Origin of the sequence: Alterirhizorhabdus solaris (genome assembly GCF_007785815.1) — a bacterium.
Lineage (GTDB): Bacteria > Pseudomonadota > Alphaproteobacteria > Sphingomonadales > Sphingomonadaceae > Alterirhizorhabdus > Alterirhizorhabdus solaris.
Genome location: NZ_VNIM01000083.1, coordinates 1 through 17556, shown reverse-complemented (window position 1 = coordinate 17556; position 17556 = coordinate 1). Strand labels below are relative to the sequence as shown.

The 17556-nt window shown below is 69.6% G+C and carries 21 protein-coding genes and 2 other RNA genes; 18 read left to right on the top strand and 5 right to left on the bottom strand.

Translation table 11 applies throughout. The features are described from left to right. From FOY91_RS16475 to FOY91_RS16455, 5 genes are all read left to right on the top strand, one after another. Positions 1 to 908: cysteine desulfurase family protein (locus FOY91_RS16475; RefSeq protein WP_145154331.1), on the top strand; the 908-nt coding region annotated here is incomplete at its 5' end. After that, positions 905 to 1240, top strand: a complete 336-nt coding sequence (locus FOY91_RS16470) for a 2Fe-2S iron-sulfur cluster-binding protein (RefSeq protein ID WP_145154329.1) — start codon at positions 905 to 907, stop codon at positions 1238 to 1240. The genes FOY91_RS16475 and FOY91_RS16470, both read left to right, overlap by 4 nt. A 29-nt stretch (positions 1241 to 1269) precedes the next feature. Further along, positions 1270 to 1367: signal recognition particle sRNA small type (gene ffs / locus FOY91_RS16465), an RNA gene on the top strand. Between the two features lie 54 nt (positions 1368 to 1421). Continuing rightward, positions 1422 to 3068, top strand: coding sequence for a DNA polymerase III subunit gamma/tau (locus tag FOY91_RS16460; protein ID WP_145154327.1), 1647 nt, complete (start codon positions 1422 to 1424; stop codon positions 3066 to 3068). After that, positions 3065 to 3388 carry a YbaB/EbfC family nucleoid-associated protein gene (locus FOY91_RS16455; RefSeq protein WP_145154325.1) on the top strand — a complete coding sequence of 108 codons (324 nt, stop codon included), beginning with the start codon at positions 3065 to 3067 and terminating at the stop codon, positions 3386 to 3388. Before FOY91_RS16460 ends, FOY91_RS16455 begins: the two co-directional genes overlap by 4 nt. 402 nt (positions 3389 to 3790) lie before the next feature. On the opposite strand, the gene FOY91_RS16450 is transcribed toward FOY91_RS16455, so the two are convergent. Together FOY91_RS16450 and FOY91_RS16445 are read right to left on the bottom strand one after the other, a co-directional pair. Then, a complete protein-coding gene (locus FOY91_RS16450; RefSeq protein ID WP_145154323.1) occupies positions 3791 to 4435 on the bottom strand; it encodes a histidine phosphotransferase family protein in 645 nt (214 codons plus the stop codon). 85 nt (positions 4436 to 4520) lie between these two features. After that, positions 4521 to 4925 carry a M67 family metallopeptidase gene (locus tag FOY91_RS16445; protein WP_238995753.1) on the bottom strand — a complete coding sequence of 135 codons (405 nt, stop codon included), beginning with the start codon at positions 4923 to 4925 and terminating at the stop codon, positions 4521 to 4523. 18 nt (positions 4926 to 4943) lie between these two features. Between FOY91_RS16445 and FOY91_RS16440 the strand changes: the two genes are divergently transcribed. The 3 genes from FOY91_RS16440 (at position 4944) to FOY91_RS16430 (ending at position 7297) form a co-directional block, all read left to right on the top strand. Further along, a complete protein-coding gene (locus FOY91_RS16440) occupies positions 4944 to 5900 on the top strand; it encodes an RluA family pseudouridine synthase (protein WP_145154321.1) in 957 nt (318 codons plus the stop codon). A 93-nt stretch (positions 5901 to 5993) separates the two neighbouring features. Beyond that, on the top strand, positions 5994 to 6902 hold the full coding sequence (gene rpoH / locus FOY91_RS16435; RefSeq protein ID WP_145154338.1) for an RNA polymerase sigma factor RpoH: 909 nt from the start codon (positions 5994 to 5996) through the stop codon (positions 6900 to 6902). Between the two features lie 44 nt (positions 6903 to 6946). Then, positions 6947 to 7297: a VOC family protein gene (locus tag FOY91_RS16430; RefSeq protein WP_145154319.1), complete on the top strand. Its 351-nt coding sequence runs from the start codon at positions 6947 to 6949 to the stop codon at positions 7295 to 7297. A 6-nt stretch (positions 7298 to 7303) separates the two neighbouring features. Here the strand turns inward: FOY91_RS16430 and FOY91_RS16425 are convergent, their stop codons facing one another. Beyond that, complete coding sequence (locus tag FOY91_RS16425; RefSeq protein WP_145154317.1) at positions 7304 to 8101, bottom strand: transporter; 798 nt, start codon at positions 8099 to 8101, stop codon at positions 7304 to 7306. A gap of 61 nt (positions 8102 to 8162) precedes the next feature. On the opposite strand from FOY91_RS16425, the gene mtgA reads away from it, so the two are divergent. From mtgA to FOY91_RS16375, 10 genes are all read left to right on the top strand, one after another. Beyond that, entirely contained in the window at positions 8163 to 8885 is a 723-nt protein-coding gene (gene mtgA, locus FOY91_RS16420) for a monofunctional biosynthetic peptidoglycan transglycosylase (protein WP_145154315.1), read from the top strand. A gap of 92 nt (positions 8886 to 8977) precedes the next feature. Beyond that, positions 8978 to 11338, top strand: a complete 2361-nt coding sequence (locus FOY91_RS16415) for a chemotaxis protein CheA (RefSeq protein ID WP_145154313.1) — start codon at positions 8978 to 8980, stop codon at positions 11336 to 11338. Continuing rightward, complete coding sequence (locus FOY91_RS16410) at positions 11335 to 11808, top strand: chemotaxis protein CheW (RefSeq protein ID WP_238995752.1); 474 nt, start codon at positions 11335 to 11337, stop codon at positions 11806 to 11808. The genes FOY91_RS16415 and FOY91_RS16410 overlap by 4 nt, the downstream gene beginning before the upstream one ends. A 112-nt stretch (positions 11809 to 11920) precedes the next feature. Continuing rightward, the gene (locus tag FOY91_RS16405) at positions 11921 to 12286 is read left to right on the top strand and encodes a response regulator (protein ID WP_145154311.1); all 366 of its coding nucleotides are present in this window, start codon (positions 11921 to 11923) and stop codon (positions 12284 to 12286) included. Then, positions 12286 to 13392 (top strand): chemotaxis-specific protein-glutamate methyltransferase CheB, encoded by a 1107-nt coding sequence (gene cheB / locus FOY91_RS16400; RefSeq protein WP_238995751.1) that lies wholly within the window; start codon positions 12286 to 12288, stop codon positions 13390 to 13392. The genes FOY91_RS16405 and cheB overlap by 1 nt, the downstream gene beginning before the upstream one ends. Next, positions 13383 to 14198 (top strand): CheR family methyltransferase, encoded by an 816-nt coding sequence (locus FOY91_RS16395; protein WP_145154309.1) that lies wholly within the window; start codon positions 13383 to 13385, stop codon positions 14196 to 14198. The genes cheB and FOY91_RS16395 overlap by 10 nt, the downstream gene beginning before the upstream one ends. A 33-nt stretch (positions 14199 to 14231) precedes the next feature. After that, the gene (locus FOY91_RS16390; RefSeq protein ID WP_145154307.1) at positions 14232 to 14918 is read left to right on the top strand and encodes an N-acetylmuramoyl-L-alanine amidase; all 687 of its coding nucleotides are present in this window, start codon (positions 14232 to 14234) and stop codon (positions 14916 to 14918) included. A 15-nt stretch (positions 14919 to 14933) separates the two neighbouring features. Further along, an RNA gene (rnpB, locus tag FOY91_RS16385) (RNase P RNA component class A) lies at positions 14934 to 15299 on the top strand. Between the two features lie 53 nt (positions 15300 to 15352). After that, positions 15353 to 15931, top strand: coding sequence for a J domain-containing protein (locus FOY91_RS16380; protein WP_145154305.1), 579 nt, complete (start codon positions 15353 to 15355; stop codon positions 15929 to 15931). Continuing rightward, complete coding sequence (locus tag FOY91_RS16375) at positions 15928 to 16227, top strand: hypothetical protein (RefSeq protein WP_145154303.1); 300 nt, start codon at positions 15928 to 15930, stop codon at positions 16225 to 16227. Before FOY91_RS16380 ends, FOY91_RS16375 begins: the two co-directional genes overlap by 4 nt. A 340-nt stretch (positions 16228 to 16567) precedes the next feature. On the opposite strand, the gene FOY91_RS16370 is transcribed toward FOY91_RS16375, so the two are convergent. Together FOY91_RS16370 and FOY91_RS16365 are read right to left on the bottom strand one after the other, a co-directional pair. Further along, on the bottom strand, positions 16568 to 16966 hold the full coding sequence (locus FOY91_RS16370) for a SecDF P1 head subdomain-containing protein (RefSeq protein WP_238995750.1): 399 nt from the start codon (positions 16964 to 16966) through the stop codon (positions 16568 to 16570). Then, on the bottom strand, positions 16966 to 17337 hold the full coding sequence (locus tag FOY91_RS16365; RefSeq protein WP_145154301.1) for a SufE family protein: 372 nt from the start codon (positions 17335 to 17337) through the stop codon (positions 16966 to 16968). The genes FOY91_RS16370 and FOY91_RS16365 overlap by 1 nt, the downstream gene beginning before the upstream one ends. Positions 17338 to 17556 lie beyond the last annotated feature (219 nt).

Here is a 17556-nt window from a genome sequence, read left to right as displayed (position 1 = left end):
CCGAGGCGCTGAACTGGGCGATCAAGGGCGGCTGGGCGCGGCGGGCGGCCGGGCGGGATCGCATCGTGACGATCGCGACCGAACATGCCGCCGTGCTCGATACGATCGCGTCGCTGCGCGACGACGGCGCAGACGTGGTGGTGCTGCCGGTCGATCGCGACGGCCGGCCCGATCTCGGCGAGGCGCGCGCCGCGATCGACGGGCGGACGGCGATCGTCGCGGCGATGCTGGTGAACAACGAGATCGGCACGATCGGGCCGATCGCCGAACTCGGCGCGCTGGCCCGTGCGGCCGGGGCGTGGATGGTGTGCGACGCGGTGCAGGGCTTCGGCCGCATCCGCGTGCCGGTGGGCGCGTGCGACATGATCGCGATCTCGGCGCACAAGATCCACGGGCCGAAGGGCATCGGCGCGTTGTGGCTGCGGGACGGGGTGGAACCGGCCCCGCTGCTCCACGGCGGCGGGCAGGAGGGCGGAATCCGCTCCGGCACGCTCTCGCCGATGCTGTGCGCGGGCTTCGGCGCGGCGGCCGAGGTGGCGCGGGTAAGGAAGGAGGAGGATGCGGATCATGTGTTCGCGCTGTTCGGAGAAGCGCACTCGATGCTGGGCGGATGGCAGGTTAACGGTGCGCTCGATCATCGCTGGTTTGGCAACCTAAACATCCGCCGCGACGGGCTGGATGCGGGCCGGCTAATATCGGAACTGCGCGAGGTCGCCTTTTCGTCGGCGTCCGCCTGCGCCAGTGGATCGGGCCGGCCAAGCCATGTGCTGCGCGCACTGAGGTTGAGCGATGCGGAAGCCCGGTCGAGCATCCGCCTCGGCTTCGGCCGCTATACGACGCGGGAGGAGGTCGTCACGGCCGTCTCCCTAATCGACGAGGCCGCCGCCCGACAGAAGATGTTCGCATGATCCGCGTCCGCTTCATCACCGCCGACGGGCGCGAATCGCGCGAGGTGGAGGCCACCCCCGGCGCACGCCTGCTCGACGTGGCGCAGGCGGACGGCCAGCCGCTGGAGGGGACGTGCGAGGGGCAGATGGCCTGCTCCACCTGCCATGTCCTGATCGACGCGGCGGATTTCGCCCGGTTGCCCGCGGCGAGCGAGATGGAGGAAGATCTGCTCGACCTCGCCCCCGGCGTGACGCGCCATTCGCGCCTCGCCTGCCAGATCTGGCTGGAGGAGGCGCTGGGGTCTCTCCCCGTCCGCCTCCCCGCCGAAAGCCGCGACATGCAGGGGCGTTGATTCGGCCGCGCGCTTGCGGCATAGGCGCCAGCGGAAGTCGGGCGGACGGTGCCGTCGCCAACTTGGTCAGATCCGGAAGGAAGCAGCCACAACGATTTCGTACCGGGTCGTTCCGGCTTCCACCCTTCCCCCTTTCGATGCTCCCTTCGACAGAGGCCGTCGGCCCCCCTAGAGTGGCGCCATGTCCGAATCGCCGCCTCCCTATCGCGTGCTCGCGCGCAAGTATCGTCCGCAGCGTTTTGCCGAGTTGATCGGCCAGGCAGCGATGGTGACGACGCTGGGCAATGCCATCAAGCGCGACCGGCTGGCTCACGCCTTCCTGCTCACCGGCGTGCGCGGCGTGGGCAAGACATCGACGGCGCGGCTGATCGCCAAGGCGCTCAACTGCATCGGCGTGGACGGGCAGGGCGGCCCGACGATCGATCCGTGCGGGGTATGCGAGCCGTGCGTGGCGATCGCCGAGGGGCGGCATATCGACGTGGTGGAGATGGACGCCGCCAGCCACACCGGCGTGGACGACGTGCGCGAGATCATCGAGGCGGTGCGCTATTCCGCCGTCTCGGCGCGCTACAAGGTGTACATCATCGACGAGGTCCACATGCTCAGCAAGAACGCGTTCAACGCGCTGCTGAAAACGCTGGAGGAGCCGCCGGCGCATGTGAAATTCCTGTTCGCCACCACCGAGGTGAACAAGGTGCCCGTCACCGTCCTCTCGCGCTGCCAGCGGTTCGACCTGCGGCGCATCCCGGCCGATACGCTGGCGGCGCATTTCGCGCATGTGGTGACGGCCGAAGCGGTCGAGGCCGAGCCGGAGGCGCTGGCGCTGATCGCGCGCGCGGCGGAAGGCTCGGCGCGCGACGGGCTCTCGATCCTCGATCAGGCGATCGCGCACGGCACCGGGCTGGTGACGGCGGGGCAGGTGCGCGACATGCTCGGCCTGTCCGACCGCGGCGCGATCCGCGCGCTGTTCGGCGACCTGTTGCGCGGCGATGCGCCAGCAGTGCTGGCGGGCGTGCGCGCGCAGCACGATCTGGGGGTGGAGCCGGTGGCACTGCTGCACGGCCTGCTGGAGACGACCCACGGCGTCACCCGCGCCAAGGTGGGCGGCGGCGACGATCCGGCGCTGTCGGTGGAGGAGCGCGAGGCGCTGGCGGACTGGGCGAGCCGGCTCGGCTTCGCCACGCTGCACCGGCTGTGGCAGTTGCTGCTGAAGGGGCATGGCGAGGTGCAGGCGGCCGCGCTGCCGCTTGAGGCCGCAGAGATGGCGCTGCTGCGTGTGGTCCATGCGAGTACCTTGCCCGATCCGGGCGAGCTGGCGCGGCGGATCGCGGGCGGTGAAGTGGCGATGCCGGCTGCGCCCGCGTTGCCGTCCGCCGTCGAGGAGGCACAGGCGTCTTTGATGAAGTCGACCGTCGCCGCCGCGCCGCCGCGCCTGCCCGCCGACGTGGTGGAGCTGGAAGCGATGCTCGGCGGGGCGAGCGAACACCTGCTCGCACAGCAGGTGCACGATTACGCGCGCGTGATCCGCTTCGAGCCGCCGGTGCTCGACTTCGCCGCGCACCCCCGGCTGGACGAGGACTTCACCCGCCGGCTGATGGCGGTGCTGCGCAAGGCGACGCAGCAGATCTGGACCGTCTCGCTGGCCGAGGCGCCCGAGGCGGCGGCGCCCAGCCTGTACGAGCAGCAGCAGGCCACCGAAGCGGACGAACGCGCGCGGGTGCTGGCGATGCCGGTGGTGCAGGCGGCGCTCGCGGCCTTTCCCGATGCCGCCCTCGAAAGCTATACGCCACCCCACACCCAATCCCCCGAGCGGAGCGCACACGCATGAAGAATCTCGACGATATCCTGAAGATGGCCGCCAACGTGCAGGAGGAACTGAGCAAGGCGCAGGCCGGCCTCGACACGATCGAGGTGGAGGGCGTCTCCGGCGGCGGGCTGGTGAAGGTGAAGGCCAGCGCAAAGGGCCGCATCATCGGCGTCTCGATCGACGATTCGCTGCTGAACGTGAGTGAGAAGCAGATGCTGGAAGACCTGATCGCCGCCGCGCTGAACGACGCGCGCACCAAGGCGGACAGCGTCTCGAACAGCGAGATGAGCAAGATGACCGCCGGGCTGCCGCTGCCCCCGGGCTTCAAGCTGCCGTTCTGAGGGGGGGTCGGTCCGGTCGCGTGTGGGTCACCTCGCAGGTCGAGTGAGATACATACCCACGTCCGGATGACTCCCATCGGCTCACGACCGCCTGTCCCGAGAGTCTGACCGGGACTTCAACGCTGACGATCGATCTTTTCGAGAGTGATCGATCCAGCCGCCCGGCCCTCGTGTCGAGCGAAGTCGAGACACGGAGAGCTGCGTGCGTGCGGCCCGCCCCTCGACTTCGCTCGGGGAATGGAAAGGAAAATCCGAGTCCCCGCTCATCCCGAGGAAGGACCGAGCCAGGCGAAGGTCTGTCTCGAAGGACCGCTACCCTCCTTCGAGACGCCATTTCGCCCAAGCTCAATGGCTCCTCAGGATGAGCGGATCGGCAAGATATCGGCCGGCGCTGGCGGGCGTCTAGATCGTCACCCGCCCCGGCACCGGCAGGTTCGCGCCGAACAGCAGCACGCCGGGTTCCGGCTGTTCCACCATCACGGTCCCGCCCGCTTCCGTCACGAGATTGTGCACCAGCCACGCCGCCGCCGCGCGCGGGGTGAGCGCGGCGGGCGGGGGTTCGCCGAGCAGGGCGGTGCGCAACTCGCTGTCCAGCACCAGTCGCGGTCCCTCGGCGCGCACCACGATCTCGCCGCCCTCTGCGCCCACGTCCAGCCGGCCGCCGCGCACCAGTGCATCGCCGGCGATCAGCGCGAGGTTGAGCAGCAGCTTGATCGCGGTCTTGGGCAGCGAGGGTTCGGTGACCAGCCAGCCGAGCTGGATCTTCTTGTCTGTCCCGAACAGCCCTTCGATCGCGGCCTTCGCCTCGCGCGTATCCACCCCTTCGCCGAACCCGCCGGCGGCGCCGAACGCGAGCCGGAAGAACTTCAGCTTGTTGGCCGAGGCGAGCGCGCTTTCGCCGAGCAGTTCCAGCACGCGGCGGCGCATGTCCGGGTCATGCTCGTCGGCGAGCAGCTCGATCCCGTTATTCAGCGCGCCGACCGGGCTGAGCAGATCGTGGCACAGGCGCGAGCACAGCAGGCTGGCGAAATCGACGGCGCTCGTCATCGTGCGAATATACCTTGGGCGAGGAAGCCGTCTTTCTGGCCGCGCACCGCCGCAGTTGCAAGCGTGTCGGATACGGGCGCGACGCTTATCCCGCGATGTCCAGATCGACCGGCGCGAACATGCCGTGCAGCGGCCCGCCGGTCACGCTCCACCACGCCGTGATCCGCCCGCCGCCGATCAGCAGCCAGAGCCGCCCCGGTTCGGCCATCGCCGCGTCGCATGGCGAGGGCGTCGGATCGCCGCTCGGGTGCGAATGATAGCCGCCGATCAGCCCCGGCCCGCCGGCCCGCTCGGCACGCATCGCGGCGAACAGCGCGGCGGGGTCCACCTCGAACCGGCGGGCGGGGTCGGCGGCGACGTTGGCGCAGGCGCGCGCATCGACGATCTCGTCCGCCGTGCCGAACAGCAGGCCGCATACCTCGACGGCGGGGGTTTCGGCGGCATGGGCCAACATCCGCGCGATCAGATCGGTTGAAATACGCAGCGCCATCCCTATCTCGCGTAGCGAATGGACGCGGGGGTGTCGACATACCGGGCGATCGTGCCGGACGCGGCGGCGGGCTGGCGGCTGGACCGTGCGCTCGCGGCGGCACTGCCGGTGCTGTCGCGCGAGCGGCTGAAGGTGCTGATCTCGGCCGGCAAGGTGCTGGCTGAAAGCGGCGTTGCGGTGCGCGATCCGGCCACCAAGGTATCGGGCGGCGCGGCCTTTTCGGTCGAGGTGCCGGCCGCCACCCCGGCGCACAACGTGCCACAGGATATACCGCTCGTCGTCGCCTATGAGGACGAGCATCTGATCGTGATCGACAAGCCGGCCGGGCTGGTCGTCCACCCCGCCGCCGGCAATCTCGACGGCACGCTGGTGAACGCGCTGCTGCATCATTGCGAGGGCAGCCTGTCCGGCATCGGCGGGGTCGCGCGGCCGGGGATCGTCCACCGGATCGACAAGGATACTTCCGGGCTGATCGTGGCGGCCAAGACGGACCGGACGCACGAGGGGCTGGCGGCACAGTTCGCCAGGCACACCATCGATCGCCGATACAAGGCGATCGTGGCGGGCGTGCCGAACCCGGTGGCGGGCAAGGTGGATGCGGCGGTGGCGCGGTCCTCCGCCAACCGGCAGAAGATGGCGATCGTGGAGCCGGGGCGCGGCAAACATGCGATCACCCACTACCGTCTGCTCACCGCACTGCGTCGCGCATCGATGGTGGAATGCCGGCTGGAAACGGGCCGCACGCATCAGGTGCGCGTCCACATGGCCTCGATCGGGCACCCGCTGCTCGGCGATCCTGCCTATGGGCGAACGAGACCGGAACATCGCGAGGTGATCGATCGTTTGAATTTCAGGCGACAGGCGCTGCATGCGGCGCGCCTTGGGTTCGTCCACCCGATCACAAGCGTCACTATGGCGTTCGATAGTAATATACCGGCGGACATGCAGGCATTGTTCACTGAACTCGCGGTATAGAAGGCGTAACCCCGGAGCAGGAAACATCCTCTCCATTCTCAAACGTTCCGGATGGGCGAAAGGCCGATGCCGGATCAAGGGAGCAAGACGATCATGGCTGGTGGCAAGAATGTGCCCGCTACGATCCCCGCGCTGGGCGGGGAGCAGAGCCTCAACCGCTATCTGGCGGAAATCCGCAAGTTTCCGCTGCTGGCGCCCGAAGAGGAATATATGCTGGCCAAGCGGTTCTCGGAGCATCAGGACCCGGAGGCGGCGGCAAAGCTGGTGACCTCGCATCTGCGCCTCGTGGCGAAGATCGCGATGGGTTATCGCGGCTACGGCCTGCCAACGTCGGAGCTGATCTCCGAGGGCAACATCGGGCTGATGCAGGGCGTCAAGAAGTTCGAGGCCGATCGCGGCTTCCGTCTCGCCACCTATGCGATGTGGTGGATCCGCGCCTCGATCCAGGAATATATCCTGCGGTCGTGGAGCCTTGTGAAGATGGGCACCACTGCCGCGCAGAAGAAGCTGTTCTTCAATCTGCGGCGGATGAAGTCCAAGCTCGATGCGTTCGAGGACGGCGACCTCAAGCCCGAGGATCTGGCGAAGATCGCGACCGACCTCGGCGTGTCCGAGGACGACGTGACCTCGATGAACCGGCGCATGGCGATGGGCGGCGACACCTCGCTGAACGTGGCGATGCGCGAGGACGGCGAGGGGCAGTGGCAGGACTGGCTGGTCGACACCGACCCGTTGCAGGACGAGCGTCTGGCCGAGTCCGAGGAAAAGGACGTGCGCCACGGCATGCTGCTGGAGGCGATGACTGCGCTCAACGACCGCGAGAAGCATATCCTTGCCGAGCGTCGTCTGGCGGAAGATCCCAAGACGCTTGAGGAGCTGTCGCAGGTCTATGGCGTCAGCCGGGAGCGTGTTCGCCAGATCGAGGTGCGCGCGTTCGACAAGCTGCAGAAGGCGATGATGCGGATCGCCGGCGAAAAGCGGCTGTTGCCGGCGCTGGCCTGAAACCCGAATCCGGGTCATCCTGTTGCGATGACCCGGAGCATGCCATGTACCTGAAATATGCCGTACTGCCCGTCGCCGACATGGATCGGGCGATCGCCTTCTACACCGGAACGCTGCGCCTGACGCTGGCGACCGACACGCGCGGTGACTCGGGCCGGCGGGTGGAACTGGCCTTTCCCCGTGGTGAAACCAGGCTGCTGCTGGAACCGCATGACGCGACGGGCGAATCGGACGAACCGGCGCTGGTTCTTACCGTGCCCGACGTCGACGCGGCGTTCGAGCGGCTCGGGTCGCTCGGTGTCATCTTCGTGTCCCCGCCGGCGGACGAGGGCAGCGGCCGGTGCGCCGCCTTTCACGACAGCGAGGGCAATCTGGTGCTGATCGAGAGCGATTGAGCGGGATCAGAATTTGCGCGTGACCCCGAAGTAGATCTGAACGTCGGGGCTGGCATGATCGAGGCCGATGTTCGACCCGACATCGAACTGCACGCGTTCCTGCGGATGCCACGCCATCGACACGCCGGCCAGTTGGGTGGTGACACGGCCGGACGGATCGTTGTCCCGCAGCCGTTGATATTCCAGCGATGCCATCAGCGTCTGCCCGAACGTTTCTGCGATGCCGATCACGCCGCTGTAGGCGAGGTGGCGGCCGTGGCGGTCCTGATCCACCGCCGCGTCGATCTCGGGCGTGAACTCGATCTGGAAGGCATCGCTGATCTGGTAGGTGAGCGGTACGAGCAGCCCGGCCCCCCAGTCCCCCGCGCCGGCTGGCGAACGCCCCACCGGCAGGCTGGCGAACGGCAACAGCGCAGCCGAGAAGCCTGATCCGTCCGGGTTGGCGAGATTGCGCTTCATCCCCACGGTCACGTCGCCGATGCCACTCTCGCGGGATACCGTGCCGCTCGCCCGGTCGCGAATGCGCTCGTGGCCGAAAGCCGTCCAGCCGATCCGCGCCTCCAGCGTGTCGGTCAGGCCGTAACGGGCCTGCACGTCACCCGAGACGATCGTGTCGGTGCGCGTGTCGGGCTGGCGGTCCAGCGTCCAGTCGCCCAGAGCCGCCTCGATCTGGAGGTGACCCGGATCGACCGTGCAGGCCGGCGTGCCGAGGCCCGGTCGCTGGCTGCACAGATCGCGCAGCGGCGCGGCTTCGGCGGTGGTGGCGGCCAGTGCCAGCGGGAGCAGGAGAAAAAGAGCGCGCATCGCGGCATCTACGCACGGGAGCGAGGGTGACGGAAGGGCGAACGCGGGTTAATTCGCGGTCATGTCCTCTGCAAAACGCGCCGCCCGCCCGCCCCGCAGCCGATCCCGCACCTACCGCGTCGGCTGGTGGATCGGCCGCGCGATCATCTTCTTCGTCGCCGGATCGGTGCTGTGGGTACTGGCCTACCGCTTCGTGCCGCCACCCGTCACCGTCACGATGCTGGGCGATCTCGTCGCCGGGCGCGGCATCACCAAGGACTGGATGAGCCTGTCCAAGATGGACCCGGCGATGCCGCGCGCCGCCATCGCCGCCGAGGACGGCAATTTCTGCACGCATCACGGGTTCGATTTCACCGCGATCGAGCAGGCGATGCGGGGCAATGCCGGCGGGCGGCGACTGCGCGGCGGCTCCACGATCAGCCAGCAGACCGCCAAGAATGCCTTTCTGTGGCAAGGCCGCTCGTGGGTGCGCAAGGGGCTGGAGACGTGGTTCACCGTGCTGATCGAGGCGATGTGGCCCAAGCGGCGGATCATCGAGGTGTATCTCAACATCGCCGAGACCGGCATCGGCACCTATGGCGCGAATGCGGGCGCCATGCGCTATTTCCACCACGACGCCTCGCGCCTGACGACGACCGAGGCCGCGCGCATCGCCGCGATCCTGCCGTTGCCCAAGAAGCGGGGGGCGGTGGCGCCGCAGGGGTTCACCCGGCGCTACGGCAACGCCATCGCCCGCCGGGTCGCCATCGTGCGCGGCAGCGGGCTCGATGCCTGCCTGCGCTGACGGTCCGCGTCTGCCCGGATGCCTCAGGGTAAACGACTTGTTAGCGACTGCCGTGGCATCGTCGGGACACCACCATGCGTGGAACGGGGGCCATGGACGATCTTCTGCAGGACTTCATCGCCGAGACGCGCGAGATGCTGGAGGCGATCGCCGGCGAGATCGTGGCATGGGAGGCCGACCCGTCGGACCGGGCGCGGCTCGACGGGATCTTCCGCTTCGTCCACACCGTCAAGGGGAGCTGCGGTTTCCTCGACCTGCCGCGCCTCGCCCGGCTGAGCCACGCCGCCGAGGACGTTTTGGGCGAACTGCGCGCGGGCGAGCGGATCGCCGATACCCGGCTGGTGAACGCGGTGCTGGGGGTGGTCGATCGCATCGGCGCGCTCGCCGAGGCGATCGGCGCGGGCACGAGCCTGCCCGATGCCGAGGACCATCGCCTGATCGCCGCCCTCCACGCCCCCCCGGCGGCGGCCCCCGACACGCCGCCGGAATTTCCCCCCGAGCCGCAGGCGCGCGCCGTCGCGCGGACGGTGCGGCTGCCGATCGACCTGCTCGACCGGATGATGGGCAGCGTTTCCGACATGGTGCTGGCGCGCAACGAGCTGGCCCGCCGCCTGCGCGAGGCGGACGCCGGCACCCCACTGGAGACGGCGTTCGAGCGCCTCTCGACCTGCGTGGCCGAGATGCGCGATGCGATCACCCGCACACGGATGCAGCGGATCGACAGCGTGCTTTCCACGCTGCCACGGCTGGTCCGCGATGTCGCCGGCGAGACGGGCAAGCTGGTATCCCTGGCGCTGGAAGGCGGCGACGTGGAACTGGACCGCGAGATGATCGAGATGATCCGCGATCCGCTTATCCATGTGCTGCGCAACGCGATCGACCACGGCATCGAGCCGCCGGAGGAACGTCGCCGGCTGGGTAAGCCGGCGACCGGGCGGGTGCGGGTGGAGGCGCGGCAGGCCGGCAACCACATCCTGATCCTGATCTACGACGACGGGCGCGGCATCGACGGTGACAGGGTGGCGGCCAAGGCGGTGGCATCCGGCATCATCACGGCCGCGCAGGCGGGCACGCTGGACCGGCGGCGCAAGATGGAGCTGATCTTCGCCCCCGGCCTCTCCACCGCCGAAACCGTCACCACGCTGTCCGGGCGCGGTGTGGGCATGGACGTGGTGCGTGCCAACGTCGAGCGGATCGGCGGGCAGGTCGAGGTCGATAGCCGGCCGGGGCGCGGATCCCGGATGACGTTGCGCGTGCCGCTGACGCTCTCGATCATTCCGGCGTTGACGCTGGGCGCGGGTGACTGTCATTTCGCCATGCCCCGCGCCGCCATCGAGGAGATCGTCGGGACGGCCGGCGATCGCGTGCGGATAGAGACGCTGGGCGGCAGCGAGACGGCGACGATCCGCGGACGCCGCCTGCCGCTGGTGCGGCTGGGCGCCCTGATGGGGCTGGGCGAGGCCGAAGGAGCGCCAGGCGATGCGGCGGGCGTGCCGCCGATCCTGATGCTGCTGCGGCCTGCCGGCGGGTCGGTTTTCGCGCTGGGGGTGGACGCGGTGTACGATCACGAGGAACTGGTGGTGAAGCCCGCGGCCCCGGCGATGATGGCCTGCGGCCTGTACGCCGGCACCGCCTTGCCGGATAACGGCCAGCCGATGCTGCTGCTCGATCCGGGCGGGATCGCCCGGGCGGCCGGCGTGCCGCTGTTGCCGGGCGATCCGGAGGCGGCACCCGATGACGTGCCGGTGGAAACCGTGCCCGCCCTGCTGTTTCGCGATACCGACGGCACCGCGCGCGGCGTCCGCCTCGCCGTCGTGGAGCGGGTGATCGAGGCGCCGGCCGCCGCGCTGGTGCTGCGTGCCGGGATGATGCGGCTGATCCACGGCGGGGCGCTGCTGCCGCTGCTCGCCTGCCGGCCGCTCGATACACCGTGCGCGACGACTGTGCTGCTGCTCACCGACGGCGTGACCCCGTTCGGCTATGCGATCGCCTCGCCCGGCGACATCCGGGAGATCGACGCGGCGATGATGCCGGCACCGTCGCCCGGTCCGGTGGCCGGGGTCGTGCTGGTGGAGGGGGAGGCGGTGGAATTGCTCGATCCGTTCTGGCTGTTCGCCGAGGCGGCGCGCGCTGTGCCCGTGCCGGCCGGGGCGGTGGTGGCGCTGGCCCTGCGCGCCGACCAGACCGACCCGTGGACCCGCGAGGTGCTGCGTCCGCTGATCGAGACGGCGGGCTACGACGTGCGCTTCGTGGCGGCGGGCGAGCCGGCCGATCTGGTGATCGCCTGCGAGGGCGCCGAACCCGCCGTCGCCGCGCCATCCGGTTGCCCCGCGCCAGTGTTGCGCCTGCGTTCCGGCATCGATCCGGATGACGACCCCGAAAGCATCTGGCGTTACGACCGGGAGGCGCTGCTCGGCGCGGTGCGGCGCCGGATCGGGGGCGGGCGGGCATGACGGCCGCGACGATGAGCTTGCCCGCAACGCATTGCCCGACGATGACGGCGCTGCACCTGATCGTGCGAATCGCGGGGCAGCAGGTGGCGCTGCCTGCCGGTCCGGTCGATTCGGTGATCCGGATCGACACGATCAGCCCGGTGCCGTGCGTGCCGTCGCATATCGCCGGGCTGGTCGCGTTGCGCAGCCGGGTGCTGACGATCGTCGATTGCCTCGACAGTCTCGGCCTCGGCCGCAGCCTTCGCACCGGCGTGCAGTGCGCGGTGGCGGTGACGATCGACGGGCATCGATATGGCCTGCTGGTGGATGCGGTGCTCGACGTGGTGACGATCGCCGAGGCGCCCCGCCCGGTCGATCTGGCGCTGTCGCCCGGCTGGGCGCGGGCGGCATGCGGCCTCGTCGAGCATGATGGCGCGGCGCTGCTGCTGCTCGATCCGGCGGCGCTGGTCGCCGGGCCGGCGGCAGCCTGATGTCGGTACCGGACGGCGTTAACCGCGCGATTACCCGGCGCTGCTATCAGTATCGGGCCGGATGTTTGCAGGCACTGGCACCGTCGGCGGTGCCCGAAGGGCGTATCACATCATGAAGACATGTCTCGTGGTCGATGACTCCAAGGTGATCCGCAAGGTGGCGCGGCACATACTGGAGACGCTGCATTTCAACGTGGAGGAGGCCTGCGACGGCCGCGAGGCGCTGACCCGGTGCACCGCCGCCGCGCCTGACGTGGTGCTGCTCGACTGGAACATGCCGGTGATGAGCGGCATGGAGTTTCTCCGCGCGCTCGGCACCAGCGGCGTGTCGCGACGGCCCAAGGTGGTGTTCTGCACCACCGAGAGCGGCGTCGCCCATATCCGCGCGGCGATCGATGCCGGTGCCGACGAATATGTGATGAAGCCGTTCGATCGCGAAACGCTGCAGAGCAAGCTCTCGCTGGTCGGCATGGCCTGATGAGCTACGTGTGGCTCGATCGGCGAGAGGAGGCGGCCCGGCGCGAGAACGCGCCGATCCGCCTCATGATCGTCGACGACTCACTGGTGGCGCGCACGGTGATGGCGCGCATCCTGACGGGCCATGCCGATTTCGAGGTGACCGCGCAGGCCGCTACCGTTGCGCAGGCGCTCGATCTGTTGGGCGGGTGCCGCGTCGATATCATTCTGCTGGACGTGCAGATGCCGGGGCAGGACGGGCTTTCCGCCTTGCCGGCGCTGCTGGCGCGGGCGGGCGGCGCGCGGGTGCTGATGGTATCGGGCGCCACCGCCGATGGCGCGGAGGCCACGGTGCGCGCGCTGACGCAAGGCGCGGCCGATACCCTGCTGAAGCCGGCGGCGATCGATTTCGCCGGCAGCTTCGCCGCCACGCTGGTGGAAAGGGTGCGGCGGATCGGTCGCGCGCCGGCCGTCACCGGCCCGGTAAGCCGGCGCCGGCCAGGGTCCGCGGGGCGCGGCGCGGGGGCAGACGGCGTGGTCGAGTGCATCGCGATCGGTGCCTCCACCGGCGGGCCGCACGCGCTTTCCGCCCTGCTCGCCGCCTTGCCCGAGTCGCTGGAGGCGCCGGTCCTCGTTACCCAGCACCTGCCGGCGGCGTTCATGCCCTTCTTCGCGCGCCAGCTCGAGGACATCGCCCGGCGCGAGGTGAGCGTGGCGCGCGATGGTGCGCTGCTGGTGCCCGGCCGAATCCTGATCGCCCCCGGTGACAGCCACCTGCGCGTGGCCCGCTCGCCCGAGGGGGTGCGCGTCGCGCTCGATTCCACGCCCGCCGCCTCCGGCCATCTTCCCTCGGTCGATCCGATGCTGGTGTCGGTGGCGGACGTGTTCGGCCCGGCCGCGATCGGCGTGGTGCTGAGCGGCATGGGGCGCGACGGCCTGATCGGCGCGGGCCTGCTCGCTGCGCGGGGTGGCGAGATCATCGTGCAGGATCAGGCCAGCTCGGTCGTGTGGGGCATGCCGGGGGTGATCGCCCGCGCCGGGCTCGCCGCCGCGATGCTGCCGCCCGACGGGATCGCCCGCCACATCGGCGCGCGCTGCCGCCAGTACGGATATGCGCGGTGGATGTGAGCCCGGCGACGCTGCGGCACTTCGCCGACCTGTTCCACGCCCGTACCGGGCAGGAACTGGCCGCCGGGCGCCGCTGGCGGATCGAGACGGCGCTGCGTCCGCTGCTCAGGAACCACCGGATCGATTCGCTGGACCGACTGGCCGGCGCGGTGGCGGGCGGGGGTGATACGGCGTTGGCCGACGCGGTGGTCGATGCACTGCTCAACAACGAAACCTCCTTCTTCCGCGACGGCGCCACCTTTCGCCAGCTGGAGGAACGGCTGTTCGCCACGTTCGCGGCGGCGCGCGCGCAGAGCCGCCGGCTGCGGATCTGGTGCGCCGGCTGCTCGACCGGGCAGGAGGCCTATTCCGTCGCGATGATGATCGCCGCCACGCCCGATCGCTGGGAAGGCTGGCGGATCGAGCTGACCGGGACCGACCTGTCGGGCCGGGCGATCGCGCAGGCACGCGACGGGGTGTATTCCCCGTTCGAGATCCAGCGCGGCTTGCCGATCCGCGACATGATGCGCTGGTTCGAGCCGGACGGGGAAAACTGGCGCGCGAAGGCCGATCTGCGCGCGCGCGTCACGTTCAGCCCGCACAACCTGCTCGATCCGCCGCCGGCGGGGCTGCGGGCGGACATCATCCTGTGCCGCAACGTGATGCTCTACCTCGCGCCGGACAGGCGCCGGCACCTGTTCGCCAGCCTCGCCTCGGTGCTGGCCGACGATGGCGTGCTGATGCTGGGGGCGGGCGAGACGGTGCTCGGCCAGAGCGACCTGTTCGTGCCAGACACGACCATGCGCGGGATCTACCGCCGCGCCTGATACGGGGTTGACGCGGGCGCCGATCCCGGCGGAATGACCGGCATGATCGATTGTCCCTCGCCCAATTTCGACGATCGCGCCCTGCCGGTGACGATGCTGGTGCTGCATTACACCGGCATGCAGGACGCCGCCTCGGCGATCGACTGGCTGGTGAACCCGGTGTCCAAGGTGTCGTCGCACTATGTCGTGTCGGAGGACGGGCAGGTGCTGCGGCTGGTGGACGAGGAGAAGCGCGCCTGGCACGCCGGGCGCTCGCTGTGGCGCGGGATCACCGACGTGAACTCGGCCAGCGTCGGCATCGAGATCGTCAATCCCGGCCACGAATGGGGCTACCGGCCCTTTCCCGAGGAGCAGATGGCGGCGCTGATGCCGCTCGTCGCCGGGATCGTCGCGCGGCATGGCATCGCGCCGGCCAACGTCGTCGGCCATTCGGACGTGGCGCCCGCGCGCAAGGTGGATCCGGGCGAGCTGTTCGACTGGGAGCGGCTGGCAAAAGCCCGGCTGGCGCTGGCGCGGCCACGCCGCGGGCTGGCCGATCCACTGTGGACGCCGGGCGGCTTCCTGCTGGCGCTCGACCGCTTCGGCTATGACGTGGCGGACGGCCCGGCGGCGGTGCGCGCGTTCCAGCGTCGTTTCCGTCCCGAGACGGTGGACGGGATCGCGGACGGGGAATGTCGCGCGATCCTGCTGTCGCTGCTCTTGGATCGCGAGCAGGGTTAGGCTAGGCAGCCCCGGTCAGAGGGTCGGGCGGCCGCCGGCATGGAAACATGCGGGAGGAAAGTCCGGGCTCCGCAGAGCAACGGTGCCGGGTAACGCCCGGCGGGGGCGACCCCAGGGAAAGTGCCACAGAAAACAGACCGCCGTTCCTTCGGGGCGGCAAGGGCGAAACGGTGCGGCAAGAGCGCACCGCGCCCCCGGTAACGGGGGTGGCAGGGTAAACCCCACCGGGAGCAAGACCGAATAGGGAGGGCATATGGGCTGGTTCGGCCCCGTCCTCCGGGTTGGTTGCTTGAGGCCGTCGGCAACGGCGGTCCTAGAGGAATGGTCGCCCATCCAGTTTCGGCTGGTGGACAGAACCCGGCTTACAGACCCTCTGACATATTTTCCCCGCTTTGCGTGGCGGCGGGCGGGCCGCCGGCCTATATCGGGCCGCTATGGCGCGCTCGACACGATCACAGGACTGGGGCTTTCCCCGCTGGCGCGGCTATGGTTCCGCCAGCAGCAGCGCCACGCAGGTGCGGATGTGCGACCGCCACGGCTGCGACCAGCCGGGTGACCGGCCCGCGCCCAAATCGCCCAACAGTCCGGAACGCTGGTATTTCTGCGAGACGCACGCGGGCGAGTACAACCGCAACTGGAACTACTTCGAGGGTTTGTCCGCCGAGGAGGCGGCCGCGCGCGAGGCGAGCGAGCGGCGCGATGCCGGCGGGTTCGCCGAATCGAAGCATCACGGCTGGGCCGGCCCCGGCGACGGCAGCCGCTCCCGCGACGAGATGCGCGCGCTGGAGGCGCTGGGGCTGGAGGCCGATGCGGACTTCGACTCGATCAAGCTGGCGTGGCGCCGGCTGGCCAAGGCGAGCCACCCCGACATCAAGCCGGGCGATGCCGACGCCGCCAAGCGCTTCCAGACGATCCAGGCCGCCTATGAGGTGCTGCGTTCCGCCGAGGAGCGCCGCGCGGCGGTGAACAGCGCGACGATGGACGACGAACCGGCGAAGACGCGGGGCGCATGAAGACCGTCCGCGCGAACTGGCGCACCACGATCCTCGTCTGCCGCAAATGCTCGAAGAAGCTGGGCGGCGGTTTCGGCCCCAAGGGCAGGACGGACCTCGCCCGCGCGCTGCGCGACGAGGCGGGGCTGGGCAAGGGGCGCAAGGCGGAGGCCGGAGTGCTGGAGGTCGAGTGCCTCAAGATCTGCCCGAAGCATGCGGTAACGGTGGTGGACACCGCCCGCCCGGGCGAATGGCTGGTGGTGAAGCCGGAGACGCCGCTGGCCGAGGTGGCGGCGCGGCTGGGGCTGAGGGGCTAACGGCGGGGCTACGCCTGGGGCGGAGTCGGGGTTGTAGGTGTCTCGACTTCGCTCGACAGAAGGGTGGCCGTATCTCGATTGCGCCTGCAAGGGGTTCGGGTCGGTCCGGTGACACCCAAGTCGCATCCGGCACCTCTCACACCGTCACCCCGGCCTTGTGCCGGGGTCCAGCCCCCGGCCTACGCGCCGATTTTAGATTTGAGCGACAGCGACCGGGGCGCCGTGGACCCCGGCACAAGGCCGGGGTGACGATTTTTACGGGAGGTGGCGGGCGGTCTGGCACCGCAATCAGAAGACGGGCAACCGGACGTCTGTCTGGCGTTCGGCGCCGCCGCCGCCCCTACTGATCCAACGAATCGGGCAGCGGATCCTTGCCCGAAATGCGCTTCGCCAGCGCCTCGGCCTCGGGCAGCGCGAAGTGGCCGGCCATCTCGATCACGCCGCCGTCGATCGGCGCCTCGATCATCGGCGCCACCAGCACCTTGCCGTCCAGCGCCACGGGCAGCGGTTTGCCGATGCCGGTTGCCGTCACCCTCGCCAGCCGTTTGGCGGCGGCGGGGGAGAAAGTGAGCATGATGGCGGCGCTGCCGTCCACATCGGGCATGGCGCGCGCATCGAGAATGTCGGCCTGCGCGAACGGCTCTCCGCCGATGGTGAAGGCGGCGGGCGCCACGACGGGCGCGGCGGCTGCCAAGGCGAAGGCGGCGAGCGGCAGCAGCACGGCGAACGCCTTGCGCATCAGCCGCGTACCCGCTCGGCAGTGGAACGGATCAGCGCGATCATGTTCGGGATGCCCTGCGTGCGATTGGAACTGAGCTGGTTCTTCAGGTCGAACGGCGCGAGCACCTCGGCGACGTCGGTCGCGGCGATCTCGTCGGCCGGCTTGTCCTGCACCGCCAGCAGCACCAGCGCGATGATGCCCTTGGTGATCGCCGCGTTCGAATCCGCCAGGAAATGCAGCCGCCCGTCCCCCGGCTGGGTGGGGTACACCCACACCGCCGCCGAACAGCCGCGCACCAGCGTAGCGTCCGTCTTGAGCGGATCGGGCATCGGCTCCAGCGCGCGGCCGAGATCGATCAGCATGCGATAGCGGTCGTCGGCTTCGAGCATCTCATATTCGTCGAGGGCGTCGGCGATCGTGGCGGGGGCGGCCCCGGCCCCGCGGATTAAACACAGGGGGGGGCAGTTGAGAGGCTCGCTTTTTTCTCATACCCCCTGCCCCCTGAAAAAACCAGGATTACGATTGCGATCTTTTCCTTTTAAAAAAAAAAAAAAACAAGCGCGCCAATCTAGGTCCTCGAGATTGAGTTGGCGCTCCTGTAGCAGATG

What these genes read in the sequence shown, in the direction of transcription:
- FOY91_RS16470 (WP_145154329.1), top strand. Translation starts at nt 905, where the DNA reads ATGATCCGCGTCCGCTTCATCACCGCCGACGGGCGCGAATCGCGCGAG.
- FOY91_RS16460 (WP_145154327.1), top strand. Translation starts at nt 1,422, where the DNA reads ATGTCCGAATCGCCGCCTCCCTATCGCGTGCTCGCGCGCAAGTATCGT.
- FOY91_RS16455 (WP_145154325.1), top strand. Translation starts at nt 3,065, where the DNA reads ATGAAGAATCTCGACGATATCCTGAAGATGGCCGCCAACGTGCAGGAG.
- FOY91_RS16450 (WP_145154323.1), bottom strand. Translation starts at nt 4,435, where the DNA reads ATGACGAGCGCCGTCGATTTCGCCAGCCTGCTGTGCTCGCGCCTGTGC.
- FOY91_RS16445 (WP_238995753.1), bottom strand. Translation starts at nt 4,925, where the DNA reads ATGGCGCTGCGTATTTCAACCGATCTGATCGCGCGGATGTTGGCCCAT.
- FOY91_RS16440 (WP_145154321.1), top strand. Translation starts at nt 4,944, where the DNA reads ATGGACGCGGGGGTGTCGACATACCGGGCGATCGTGCCGGACGCGGCG.
- rpoH (WP_145154338.1), top strand. Translation starts at nt 5,994, where the DNA reads ATGGCTGGTGGCAAGAATGTGCCCGCTACGATCCCCGCGCTGGGCGGG.
- FOY91_RS16430 (WP_145154319.1), top strand. Translation starts at nt 6,947, where the DNA reads ATGTACCTGAAATATGCCGTACTGCCCGTCGCCGACATGGATCGGGCG.
- FOY91_RS16425 (WP_145154317.1), bottom strand. Translation starts at nt 8,101, where the DNA reads ATGCGCGCTCTTTTTCTCCTGCTCCCGCTGGCACTGGCCGCCACCACC.
- mtgA (WP_145154315.1), top strand. Translation starts at nt 8,163, where the DNA reads ATGTCCTCTGCAAAACGCGCCGCCCGCCCGCCCCGCAGCCGATCCCGC.
- FOY91_RS16415 (WP_145154313.1), top strand. Translation starts at nt 8,978, where the DNA reads ATGGACGATCTTCTGCAGGACTTCATCGCCGAGACGCGCGAGATGCTG.
- FOY91_RS16410 (WP_238995752.1), top strand. Translation starts at nt 11,335, where the DNA reads ATGACGGCCGCGACGATGAGCTTGCCCGCAACGCATTGCCCGACGATG.
- FOY91_RS16405 (WP_145154311.1), top strand. Translation starts at nt 11,921, where the DNA reads ATGAAGACATGTCTCGTGGTCGATGACTCCAAGGTGATCCGCAAGGTG.
- cheB (WP_238995751.1), top strand. Translation starts at nt 12,286, where the DNA reads ATGAGCTACGTGTGGCTCGATCGGCGAGAGGAGGCGGCCCGGCGCGAG.
- FOY91_RS16390 (WP_145154307.1), top strand. Translation starts at nt 14,232, where the DNA reads ATGACCGGCATGATCGATTGTCCCTCGCCCAATTTCGACGATCGCGCC.
- FOY91_RS16380 (WP_145154305.1), top strand. Translation starts at nt 15,353, where the DNA reads ATGGCGCGCTCGACACGATCACAGGACTGGGGCTTTCCCCGCTGGCGC.
- FOY91_RS16375 (WP_145154303.1), top strand. Translation starts at nt 15,928, where the DNA reads ATGAAGACCGTCCGCGCGAACTGGCGCACCACGATCCTCGTCTGCCGC.
- FOY91_RS16370 (WP_238995750.1), bottom strand. Translation starts at nt 16,966, where the DNA reads ATGCGCAAGGCGTTCGCCGTGCTGCTGCCGCTCGCCGCCTTCGCCTTG.
- FOY91_RS16365 (WP_145154301.1), bottom strand. Translation starts at nt 17,337, where the DNA reads ATGCTCGAAGCCGACGACCGCTATCGCATGCTGATCGATCTCGGCCGC.